General features: G+C 34.5%; 9 protein-coding genes and 1 pseudogene. 1 reads left to right on the top strand and 9 read right to left on the bottom strand.

What is annotated here, in order from left to right:
* Positions 1-133: 133 nt before the first annotated feature.
* Positions 134-637, bottom strand: a complete 504-nt coding sequence (locus tag ACX9TM_RS02970; RefSeq protein WP_000865665.1) for a nitrous oxide reductase accessory protein NosL — start codon at positions 635-637, stop codon at positions 134-136.
* 135 nt (positions 638-772) lie between these two features.
* The gene (locus ACX9TM_RS02965; protein WP_000857376.1) at positions 773-1,027 is read right to left on the bottom strand and encodes a hypothetical protein; all 255 of its coding nucleotides are present in this window, start codon (positions 1,025-1,027) and stop codon (positions 773-775) included.
* 254 nt (positions 1,028-1,281) lie between these two features.
* Here ACX9TM_RS02965 and ACX9TM_RS02960 point away from each other — a divergent pair, with 254 nt between their 5' ends.
* A complete protein-coding gene (locus tag ACX9TM_RS02960; RefSeq protein ID WP_000880464.1) occupies positions 1,282-2,586 on the top strand; it encodes a CitMHS family transporter in 1,305 nt (434 codons plus the stop codon).
* A gap of 46 nt (positions 2,587-2,632) precedes the next feature.
* Here ACX9TM_RS02960 and ACX9TM_RS02955 read toward each other — a convergent pair whose 3' ends face one another.
* The 7 genes and pseudogenes from ACX9TM_RS02955 to colA form a co-directional block, all read right to left on the bottom strand.
* Positions 2,633-3,325: a response regulator gene (locus ACX9TM_RS02955; protein ID WP_000503461.1), complete on the bottom strand. Its 693-nt coding sequence runs from the start codon at positions 3,323-3,325 to the stop codon at positions 2,633-2,635.
* A gap of 2 nt (positions 3,326-3,327) precedes the next feature.
* Positions 3,328-4,935: an ATP-binding protein gene (locus tag ACX9TM_RS02950; RefSeq protein ID WP_002025277.1), complete on the bottom strand. Its 1,608-nt coding sequence runs from the start codon at positions 4,933-4,935 to the stop codon at positions 3,328-3,330.
* 151 nt (positions 4,936-5,086) lie between these two features.
* Entirely contained in the window at positions 5,087-5,947 is an 861-nt protein-coding gene (locus tag ACX9TM_RS02945) for a methyl-accepting chemotaxis protein (RefSeq protein ID WP_370622813.1), read from the bottom strand.
* Between the two features lie 81 nt (positions 5,948-6,028).
* Positions 6,029-7,063 (bottom strand): annotated as a pseudogene (locus tag ACX9TM_RS02940) (HAMP domain-containing protein); the annotation flags it as partial.
* Between the two features lie 248 nt (positions 7,064-7,311).
* Positions 7,312-8,880 carry a flotillin lipid rafts scaffold protein FloT gene (gene floT, locus ACX9TM_RS02935; RefSeq protein ID WP_000155020.1) on the bottom strand — a complete coding sequence of 523 codons (1,569 nt, stop codon included), beginning with the start codon at positions 8,878-8,880 and terminating at the stop codon, positions 7,312-7,314.
* Between the two features lie 12 nt (positions 8,881-8,892).
* Complete coding sequence (locus ACX9TM_RS02930) at positions 8,893-9,441, bottom strand: NfeD family protein (protein ID WP_065381985.1); 549 nt, start codon at positions 9,439-9,441, stop codon at positions 8,893-8,895.
* A gap of 246 nt (positions 9,442-9,687) precedes the next feature.
* Positions 9,688-12,585 (bottom strand): collagenase ColA, encoded by a 2,898-nt coding sequence (colA, locus tag ACX9TM_RS02925; RefSeq protein WP_001036408.1) that lies wholly within the window; start codon positions 12,583-12,585, stop codon positions 9,688-9,690.
* Between the last annotated feature and the right edge of the window lie 158 nt (positions 12,586-12,743).

The following is a 12,743-nucleotide window of genomic DNA, read 5'->3' as shown; positions in this document are numbered from 1 at the left end:
CTAAAAAGTACATAAATGATTGCTTTAGGTTACTATATTCCATTGTAACCGTTCTGCTAAAAATTTTACACCTTTTCTATATTTGCACCTGAGTAATAATAGAAAAAGACAACTACATAGTTGTCTTTTTCTATTAATGATGTCCACCATGATTTCCTGCTTTCGGTTTCCCCATCATCTCTTTATTCATTTCCCATTTATGCTCTGCTAGCTCTTTATACGAAAGAACTTTCCCCTTATAGTTAGATACAAAGCTCTCTGCATCTTTTTTATTTTTAAATGAAATGACATTATAAGCCATCGGTGTCGTTATTGTTTTATCATATACGTAAGTAGCGTCTTCTAACGAAATCCAATCTTTCGAATCATAATCTCGGACAAATTTCTCTTTCGTCTTTTCATCTGAGTTGATCTCCATCCATTTATACATACAACCGATATCATCAAACTTTAACGCTTTTCCATTTTCTAAAATAATTTCTGTTGCAAATTGATTATCTGTTACCCCAATTTGGCAAATATCACATTTATCATGTTTCTCATCAATGGCAACAGCTGCTGTTTCCTTTTTCCCACACCCGACTACCGTAAATACGAAACATAAACATATAGCAAGTACGACATATTTTACTTTCATCAATATTCCTCCCTAGAAACCGTATACTCCACGAAAAGAATACCAAAAGGTTGTGTGAGATTTGTGAAAAAACAATGTGCTTTTTGTAATATAGGAAACAAAAAAAGATGTGTAGTTATTTCTACACATCTCTCATCACTCGCAACCTGTAATTAACAAATCATCTTCTAATTTAACTAATAATGTATCCGCACTAATTTCCTGTCCAACTTCTACATTTACCAATCTTATATTTCCACTAATCCCGACTGCAATTTTTTTAAGCTCACCGTCATTTTTTCGGATCATCAGTAATTTTTCCCATTCATATACGTAAGAAGATTCATTGATAAAAATCTCCTCTACTTTTCCTTCATAAGAGCTATAAATCTCTTCAATTCTCGTTTTCATATAACATCTACTCCCTATTTCACACTTCACTATTTTCATCTTATTCTACCATTCTTACGAGAAGCAGCTTACTTTTTAAAAATTCAAATTAACTACCGTGAACAAAATGAACAAAATAAAAATTATGCTTCTAATGATGTTATTTTTCAAATTATTTACCATTTGAATAGATGCTTTTATTATAAATAAAAAACCTTTTTCTGAATTTTTATTCTATTTTGAAAGCGCAATCATTTTTTTGAGGGGGAAATTACATGTTAGCACTACTTGGATTTGCGATGGTATTTGTCTTTATGTTTTTAATTATGACGAAACGTATGTCAGCGCTAGTAGCATTAATATTAATTCCGAGTGTTTTTGCATTAATTGGCGGATTCTATGCCGATATGGGACCTATGATGTTAGAGGGGATCCAAAAATTAGCACCTACTGGTATTATGCTTATGTTCGCTATTTTATATTTTGGGATTATGATTGATAGCGGTTTATTCGATCCTGTCATTAGTAAGATTTTAAAATTTGTAAAAGGAGATCCTTTAAAAATCGTTGTCGGAACGGCTATATTGACTATTATCGTTTCTCTAGATGGTGATGGTACAACAACATACATGATTACAGTTTCCGCAATGTATCCACTATATAAGCGCCTTGGAATGAACCCCCTCATATTAGCTGGAGTTGTTATGTTAGGGGCAGGGGTAACAAATCTTACACCTTGGGGTGGACCCACAGCTCGTGTTATGAGCGCACTTGGGCTTGAGGCTTCCGAATTATTTACACCTCTTATTCCAGGAATGATTGCTGGTGCAATTTGGGTTGTTTTCGTTGCCTACTATCTTGGAAAAAAAGAAAGAAAACGTTTAGGAATTATGGATGTACAGTATTTAAAACAAATGCAAACAATGGATGAGCAAGCTGCAACTGTCGAAGCAGCAGTGCATAAACGCCCTAAACTTCTATGGATTAACTTTTTATTAACCGCCACATTACTTGTCTGTCTCATACTAGAAGTTATGCCATTACCTGTTTTATTTACAGTCGCTTTTGCTATCGCTGTTATGATTAACTATCCAAACTTAGAGCAACAGAAAGAACGTATTGCTTCTCATGCTGGGAATGTATTAGCAGTTGTTTCTCTCGTATTTGCTGCCGGTATTTTCACTGGTATTTTATCTGGAACAAAAATGGTAGATGCAATGGCTAACAGTGTAGTAACTCTTATACCAGATGCACTTGGACCACAATTGCCAATTATTACAGCACTTCTCAGTATGCCATTCACATTTTTCATGTCTAATGATGCATTTTACTTCGGGGTATTACCTATTTTGACGAAAGCTGCTGCTACTTACGGAATTAGTGCAGCTGAAATGGGACGCGCTTCCTTACTTGGGCAACCCGTTCACTTATTAAGTCCTCTTGTCGCTTCCACTTATTTATTGGTCGGAATGGCAAAAGTTGATTTCGGTGAACATCAACGCTTCACTTTATTGTGGGCCGTTGGAACGACAATGGTTATGTTAATTACCGGAATTGTAATTGGGATTATTCCAATATAAGATGCAAAAAAACAGTAGAAGGAATAAAATCCTCTACTGTTTTTTATTATGAAGAAACAAGAAAATAACGTCTCTCGGGTCTCCCAACACTTCCATATATTAGCTCTGCGTGAACTTTCTTCCCAGATATCAAATACTCTAAATAACGCCTTGCCGTTGATCGGCTTACGCCTACCATTGAACTTAGCACCTCTGCTGTAATCCCTTCTTCATTAACTGTTAACATATGCTTTTTTATTTTCGCTAAAGTTAAAGGATCTATCCCTTTCGGGGCATATTCTATTTGATCTCCCTTCACCCCTCTTTGAGACCATAAATATTCAATTTGCTCCGTAGATAATTGATTATTTTTCTTTAACTGTATAATCTTTTTTTGATAGCCTTCCAGACTTGCTTTAAATCGATCAAACATTAGTGGCTTTACGATATAATCTGTTACTCCGCCCCGCAGGGCGTGCCTCACTACATCTGTTTCCGATGCCGCTGTAATCATAATAATATCTGTATCGTGCAAATGATGCCTAATATATGTGACAAGTTCCGTTCCTTGCATATCAGGTAAGTACACATCTAATAAAACAAGCTGTGGCTTCACAAGCTCTAGCCATTCTTTCGCTTGTTCTCCAGTCGTTGCCGTTCCAATTACTTTAAATCCCTCAATTTTCTCAGTAAAACGACGATGAATGTCAGCAATCCGAATATCATCTTCTACAATTAATACTTCAATCTCCTCACCCATTACTATTCGCCTCTCTCTTTCGGTAGTGCAATAATAAATAACGCACCACCTAAATCCCCTTTTTCAATTGCAATACTTCCATTTAAATCTTCTACTAACTCTTTCACTTTTGCTAATCCATATCCTCGCTCTCCTCCTTCTTTCGTCGAAAAGCCTTTATAGAATATGCTAGTAATTATTTCATCATGAATCCCTTGCCCTGAATCTTCCACTTCAATTAATATTTCTTCTCCAATATCAGTTACAAACATCCTTACTTTCTTATCATTCTCTTCATTTTTTTCAATTGCTTCAAATGCATTCGTAATTAAATTTCCTAAAATAGAAACGACATAATTACTCTCAATATGTGGACTTAATTTTTCTAAACCACTTTCTCTATCTAGCATAAAATCAATCTTCAACTCTCGTGCTCTATTATAAAATCCAATTAAAATTCCACCTAGCCATGGATTTTGAATCCGCTTCATAATAAATTGAACAAAATCTTGATATACCGCTGTTTCCTTATGAATAAGCTCTAAAGCATCTTCGTATGATTCTAATTGAATAAGACCTGAAAGCGTATACAATAAATTATTATATTCGTGCGCTTGCGCTCGTAATGCCTCTGTATATTGCTTCGTCTGAGATAATTCTGCTGTTAACTGATCCATTTCAGATTTCAAACGTAAGCTCGATACAACACCAGTTACTTTATTCTTTACTTTAATAGGTAGACGGTTCGCAATAACAGCCTGTCCTTTTATATTTAATTGGCGATCAAACTGTTCTTCACCAGTTTGAAGTACATCTAGTATCGTTGAATTAGGAATTACATTTAAAATAAATTCCCCAATAATATTTTGTTGTTTATCTAGCGAAAGAATATCATAAGCTGCTTGATTGACTAAACTAATCATGCCATTTTTATCGATTACAATAATCCCTTCACGTACAGATTGAATCACTGTACTATGCTCTTCATATAAAGATGAAATTTCTTCTGGCTCCATCCCGAACATCATTCTTTTTATACTTGCCGCTAAATATATAGAGCCGATTACTCCAATTAATAGCCCTATTATTGTAATCCAAAATACACGCTTTCCATACACTTCTACCGCTCCATGAATATCAGCCATTGAAAATCCAACAGACACCACACCAATGATTTCATTTTCCTGATTACGGATTGGAACTTTTCCGCGTAATGAAGGGCCTAATGATCCAGTTGCTTTCGAAACATATGATTTTCCTTCTAATAAAACGCCTTTATTATCTCCGCCAACCATTTTTTCTCCTATTTTATCTCGCTCAGGATGCGCATAACGAATCCCCTCTTTGTTTCCAACTACAATGAAGTCAGCCTCTGTATCCATTCGAATTTTTTCTGCGATTGGCTGAATAATAGAAGCTGGATTTTCTTTTTGAAAAGCTTCCTGAATTTCTGGTATCGCGGCAACTGTTTTCGCAACATGTAAAGCCCGTTTCCCAATTTGCTCTTCTACCGTTTCAGATAATATGTAATAAAATAAATAACTCGTTAGCAGAAGTACCACTAAAATAAGTGTACTAATAGTTAATGTAATTCTCGGTTGGAGTTTTAATTTTTTTAATTTCAAAACCATTCCCCTAACATGATTAAAGATAGAATTTAAAGAATATACAGTCTCTTTAATTATACTTAATCATAACACGGTTACTCTATATTTCTTTCTTTTTCTCTTCATAAAAAAAGAAACGAAGTAAAATTATTACCTCGTTTCTTAATATTTGTTATTACACTTTAAACTTACTAATCATCTCTTGTAATTCTTCTGCCATTTGTGATAAATGGACTGCTGCTGCATTTATTTCATCTACTGAAGCTAATTGTTCTTCTGAAGAACCAGCAATATTTTGAACGCTTGCTGCATTTTCTTCAATTGTGGCTGCAATTTCATTAATAGATGCACTTACTTGTTTTGCATCTACCGTCATTTGTTTTGCTACATCTACCATGCTATCAATTTGTACAACTGTATCATTTGTAGACTTCAATATTTCGGCAAAGCTTTGCTTCGTTTCATTTGCAACTACAAGTCCTGATTGTACTTCTGCTCCAACTTGATTCATAGAGCTTACTGTTTCTTTTATATCAAATTGAATCTCTTTCACTAGTTTCCCAATTTCCGTAGAAGACTGTCCTGATTGTTCTGCTAGCTTTCGCACTTCATCTGCTACAATTGCAAATCCTCTTCCTTGCTCTCCAGCTCTCGCAGCCTCAATTGCCGCATTTAACGCTAATAAATTTGTCTGTTCTGCAATATGTTGAATCACTTCAAGGATTGCTCCAATTTGTTTCGACTTATCGTCTAACAAACCAATGATTTTGTCTGACTGTGAAACAGACTCATGAATTAATTGCATTTGATTCACAGTTTGTTCAACTAACTTCCCACCATTTTCAGCTTTTTTCTTCGTATACATAGAGGCTGTAGATACTAATGAAGAACTATCTGCAACACGCTGAATTCCTTCTGTAACTTCTTCTAACAATGTTGCTCCTTCTTCAACTTCTTTCGTTTGTATTTCTGCACCACTTGATACTTGCTCTATCGCCTGTGTAATTTGTTCCGTTGCTTCGCTTGTCTGCTTCATACTAGCTGTTAATTCTTCTGAAGATGCCGCTACATGACTTGCTGAAGTGTTTATATTGGAAATGACACTTTGTAACGATGCAGCCATCTCGTTAAAACTTTCTCCTAGCTGTCCAATTTCATCTTTAGAATGAACTGTAATTGATTCTGTTAAATCACCTTCACTAATCTTCTTCGATGATATGACAAGTTGTTTTAACGGTTTAATAATAGACGCAATTATGAAGTAAATTACAATCCCACCGATTATTAGTGAAATTCCAAGAACAGTTACTGTTTTATAGAAAATAGGTTCAGCCGCTTCGATAATTTCTTTGGAAGGCATAATTCCTGCTATTTTCCACCCAGTTTTCTTATTCGTTTTAAAAGTGATATTGCGATCTTCACCATCTAATGAATAATGAAAATCCCCAGCTTCCTGTTTATACAATTCTTTACTAAGTTTCTCTTCTAATTTCTCTCCTGGCTTCATTTTCGGGTGCGCTACTACATTTTTATCTTGATCAAATATCGCTACATATCCTTCCTTACCAATATTAACCATCTTGGAAGTAGTAACAATATTATTAATGATTAAGTCAATCCCAAGAACTCCACTTTTATCCTCGTTTTGTTTTGCTAGTGTAATAACAATATTCCCTGTCGTTTTTGACTTATATGGAGCAGTTACAATTACCTCTCCACTTTTCTTCACGGCCTCTTTATACCAATCTCTTTCTGTAGGATTATATCCATCTGGCATCTGAATAGCTGGTGATTGAATGAACTGTCCATTACCAGATCCTGTATAGATTGCTTCCATTTCTGGATGCAGTTTATTGTATTCTTCTAGTTTATTTTGTATGTTTTGAATTTGATCTGCGTGGTAACTTGATTGTGTGAATAATTTCGTAAAATAAGTTGCATCTACTTTTTTACTATCCAATTCTTTATTAATTACATTATCCAAAATTTTTATATTATCTTTCGCCGAGTTTAAAATCGTTTCATTAAAATTCGTCTTCGCCTGTTGATAAGACGTCCAACCAATTACAATACTTGGAAGAATTAAAATAATAATAAATGATACAAGTAACTTTGTTTTTAAACTACTACTCCTTAAATTCCCTTGAAACATACTTCTACCCCTCCATACCGTTTTAAATGTAATTAATTAACATTTAATCTTTCTATAAAAATAATACGATTTAAATGTATCAATGAGACTCTCTATCTTTTTATACATCTAAAGAATTGATACATATCTTTTTCATTCTATATAAATTAAATAATTAAAACAATGTATAAAAATGTATATTATTCGAAATATTATAATTCATAGGAGAACCTCTAGTATTTCACTTACTAGAGGTTCTTTCCACCTTACTATTCTTTATCTACTTCTTTTTTCTTATCTTCTACTACAGATACAACAGGTTTATCACTTGATAATTGTTGCACTGCTCCTTTTCCTGCAAATCCTTCTAATAGCTCTTTTAAGTCAATTCCAGAAGAAGCCTTTAACGTTTCTTGCATCGTTGCCATTAAATCAGTCGCATAGCCCGCAACTTTTCCGGCCCCGCTATTTTTACCACCGCCGCCTGTATCGACAACTGTGATTTTATCAATATTACTAAGCGGACTTGCAACTTCCTTCGCATAACTTGGAAGCATTTTAAGAACCATATCCATAATTGCCGCTTGACCATATAATTCAAATGCTTCAGCAATTTTTTGTTTCGCTTCTGCTTCTGCTAAACCTTTTAATCTAATAACATCTGCTTCTGCTGTACCTTGCGCTTTTTGTACTTCCGCTTTCGCTTGACCTTGCGCTTTTTCGATTTCCGCCTTCGCTAAACCTTCCACACGTACTTCTTCCGCACGAGCTCTCGCTTCAGCTTCAATCTTATATTGATCCGCATCTGCCTTTTTAATTTGTTTTACTTTTTCTGCTTCTGCTGATTGCTCAACAGCATAACGATCTGCATCTGCTTTTTTCTTAACTTCTGCATCGTATTGCTTTTCACGACGCGCAATCTCTTTTTCTTCTAACTCGATTTGCTTTTCACGCTCAATGATTTTAACGCGCATTTGCTCTTCTGTAACACCTTGTTGTGCTTTCGCTTGTTGTAATTCGTAAGAAAGATCCGCATCTGCACGTGCTTGCTCTTGTTCTCTCTTATAGGACTGTACTTTTAATTCTTTATGTTTTTCAGCTTCAGCGATTTGTGCATCACGTTGATATTCTGCTTCTTTTGCCTCTTTTTCAGCACGTGCTTTTTCAATACGTGCTTCTTTTTCACGCTCTGCATTTGCAATTGTTGCATCACGCTTAACTGTCGCAATTTGCGGCTGACCAAGCGCATCTAAGTATCCGTTTTTATCCATTATTTCTTTAATTGTGAAAGAAACAATGCGAAGTCCCATCTTCTTTAAATCTGTAGAAGCTACTTCATGTACCTTTTGAGCAAATTGCTCTCTATTACTATACGCATCCTCTACTGTCATAGAAGATAAGATTGCACGTAAGTGACCTTCTAAAACCTCTTTTGCTTCTACTTTTAACTCTTCTGTTTCTTTTCCTAAATATTGCTCAGCTGCAGTAGATACTTCTTCAATTGTAGAACCTACTTTAATAATAGAAACACCATTTACTGTAACTGGAACACCTTGCTTCGTATACGTATCACGTGTACCAACTTCTAATTTGTAGTTTAATAGGCTTAAAGGCTCTGCTCTTTGCATAATTGGAACTACGAAAGTACCGCCCCCGCGGATAATCTTAATCTTCTTTCCATCATCAGTGGTAACAACATTCTTTCCTCCACCAAGCCAGTTCCCTGTAACAATTAATGCTTCATCTGGACCAACCGTACGATACTTCGTAATGAATACTAAAATGAGTAGAATTAAAATTGCCAGTAAAACTCCACCGATAATTAATGGAATCGTCATGTAAATTCCCCCTTATAATTTTGGTTTTTTTAAAGAATAAGCGATGTTTTGTACAAGTAAAACACCATCTTGGACTCCCTCGATAATAACCTCTGTTCCTTGCGAAATATCTTTTTTTCCAACAGTTTTAGCTGGGATTGCATTACTTCCAAATTGGGATAAAATTAATACTTCACCAAATCCTTCTGTAGGAATTGTCGTAATGACTTCTCCTTTGCAACCGATAAATTCATCCATACGTTGCATCGTATTTTGTTCTGCTTCTGCAATCGGTTTTAAAATTAGTATTTTCATGATGAAAACACCGATAAAAGATATAGCAAATGCAGCCCCGAAAATAGTAATACTATTAAAGGAAAATAAGTACTCTCCTATATAACTAAGCCCACATAACATGGCGAAGAAACTAAGTAATAAAGTAACAACGGATACAGATCCGCCCCCAAAACTAAATATCGATTCAAATATATCTCCAAAGAAGATATAAATAACAGTGAGTATAGTAGCAATAATAAATCCATATAAATAAATTGCTTCAAGTGGATAACCAAACAAGACCATTTCTTATCCCCCTTTCTTAAACAATCCCTTTTTTGTTATGTGTATGCCCCACCTCTTTCAAAGATTATAGTTCTTAATTTTCAGTTATTTAATCTTTAAAGAAAAGCCTGTAAAACAGGCCCCTAAAAAAGAACAGGAGAAACCTATTGTGACAGGCTCCTCCTAGAAAATAACCGATATATTATATATCTATATAATATACTATTTTCCACAAAAAGTAAAGTTAAACATACATTGGAAAATCACTTATTTTACTGACAATTCGTATGTTCCATCGCCATTATCATATTTATATACATACAAGTAATACTTACCTGGTTTTGCATTAAATTTTGCTTCTATATGATTCCCATTAGCTTGACCGTAAGCTGCATAATTTTGCATATCTGATTCATGGTGAAGTACCCATGTCATCCCAATTCCATACTCATTTAAAACAGAAATGTCGATATCTTTCGCTGATGCTACATTAAATGTATAAACATCAGTGTGGTCCCCGCCAATAAGACTACCTTTTATCGTACTATTTAGCCCGATACGATTTGCTTCCTCTGGACGATTATTTGGTTCTGATTCTGTTAAACTTCCATCTTTAATCGTAACAGTTGTTTCGCTTCTGCTCTCTTTTCCCTTATCATCTTTTACTCTTAACGATACTTTATAAGAACCTTCTCTTTCATATACATGTACTGGATTCACTTCTGCACTTGTGCTTCCATCTCCAAATTCCCATAAATAAGAAACAATTTTTCCATCTTCATCGTTTGAGCCATCACTTTTAAATTGAATTCCCTCTTTTACAAGACCGCTATAAGGGCCATTTATATTAACCGTTGGAGCTTTATTTTCTCCATCATCTTTTGCGATTCCATGGAAGACTACATCATATTCAAATTCATTTGAGCTATTCACACGATAATTGACGAAGTATGCTGTAACAGTTTTGTAGCCACTCCATTCTTTTTGCGCCAATTGTTCTAAAGATTCATTTACTCTTTTACTCATTGCTTTCCAATCTTCTGATTCACCTTTTGTGACACTACCTGTATACGTACCTTCTAATGTAAATGTATTAAAGAATTGAGAATTATGTTTTGTCATTTTTGTATCATTCATAGGCAACGTATCACTAATTTCTTTTTTCACTTCAGTTAACGATTTCGGTGCATGTTCAGCTAAATAATCATCTGCTACTTCCGGTACATTATATTTATCTTGATTATCAATTAACTGCTGCATATACTCTTGATACTCTTTATTTAACTTAGGATCTTTACTTAGATTTTCACGATATGCATCATAATTTTTCACGTCATTCGCACGAATCAAATCTTGAATTTTATCAAATGTTTCAAACTGATGCGTATATAAGTAAGACTGCAATGCGAACGAGTAATTATAGAAATCCCAAGAACCGTATTTAGCAAATAGTGTACGCTCTGCTGTATAACGGCTTGCAGGATCAGATGATAATCCGCTAATTATACTCTTTCTTGGTACAACGTTATTCGTACGAGTAGATCCTGCGAAAAACTCTGCATTTCCTTCTTGGAACCAAGTTAGCCTTTCATTTTGATACATATCTCCTCTTCCAAATAAACCAGGAACTTCATATCTCCCTTGCAGATAATGAGTAAATTCATGACGGAATAACTCTTCTAAACTATAAATACTTTGCTCTGGTGTACGCTCATATGTAAAGAATGTACCTGTCTCTTCAATATAAATTCCACCGTTGTTTGTTTCATATCCATACAATTGTCTATTTAACTGATATTCATCTGGACTATTATAAATTACGATCGTTAATACATCATCCGCATTTCCTGGCTCTAACGCTTTGTCATTTCCAATTACACGGTGATACTGTGCCTTTACTTCCTTCGCAGCCCAATATAGTCTCTTAATTTTTTCTTCTGATACTTTATCTCCTGTTTTGAACACAATTGATCCATCGTCGAATGTATACGTTTTTGGTAAGTATTGCTCTTTTCCTTCTTTACGTATTTTCTCTAAATCTACTGTATTCCCGCTATAATCTTTACCATTATAATTTGTTGTAATTTGTTCTACCGCAACAAAATACGGTTCACTTAAGCGCGGGTACATATGCATTGCTTGTGTAACAACCTCTAATCCTTTATTTGGATTGCTATGAAACTTCCCTAAACGGCTAGCAAAATAAATTCCATTATTAACGAGCCATTTATTTTCTGACGTTACTTCATTTAGAAGAGCAATACGATTTATTTCATTAATAAACCCATCTACTTTTCCATACCACATCGTTTCATTCGCTTCTTTACGAGCCTCAGTTAAGTACGACTGTATATCATAGTCAATACCTTGCATAATATCGTATATTGCTTGTCCCTTCATTCGATCATTTACATAAGTAGTATAATTATCATTGTATTGCTTTAAAATATTCGATGCGTATTGAACCGTTTCAACATCGCTTGAAGCATTACTAATTAATTTACCGTATGCAGATACGACTGTATCTTGTTCAACTGTACCAAGCTTAAAGTTTGGATTTTTTGCGATTGCTTTTAAAGCAGGTAAACATTTATCCTGGAAGCTTCTTTCATTTAAGTCGCTTAATTCACTATTATAAAATGCAAGATAAAAAGCTGAACGCAGCACTTCAGTAAACGTTTGAATTCCTTTTGAATCATCTTTCGTAAATGTACTACCTCTATGAGCTAATTCATCTATAATGACTTGCATTTTTCCTTTATCTTTATAAAAAGCCTTTGCATCTTCATTAAACTGGAATAAGTCTGTAATTTGGTGCCATTTAATACTGCCTAACGTTTCAACTAATTCTTGGTCATTCATTTTGTTTAAATCAGCCATTGAATAGCTTTCTTTAACCTGCTTTACTGCAGTTTTCTTCGTAATAGATGCTGGTCGCTGTGAAAAATCTCCTACTTTTAAACGTTCTTGAAATGATAAAGTTTCATCAACTTTTGAAATATGTCCAACTTCATCTACCGACTTTTCAATTCCAACCGGTTTCGTTTTTAACACGTTATACGGTACTTTTTCTTCCGCTGCTGCATGAGTTTGAAGTGCGCCTAACGATAAAGCCATTGTACTAATGCTAAGCATCACTTTATTGATCTTTGATTTCTTGTTCATATCCTGACCCCCTATTTTAATATTCCATTCAAGAATTTAACATAAAATCTGGATGTAACAATATAAAATGCAATATTTCATATTATTTCTTCCTATAATTTGTACATATCGTGAACGCATTGCTCTTTACCTCCCTAAAACAAATTGCATCCTTTCAC

The sequence above is a fragment of the Bacillus sp. LH1 genome (assembly GCF_057924895.1).
The sequence above is the reverse complement of the archived record's forward strand: the minus strand, read 5'-3'. Positions and strand labels throughout refer to the sequence as shown.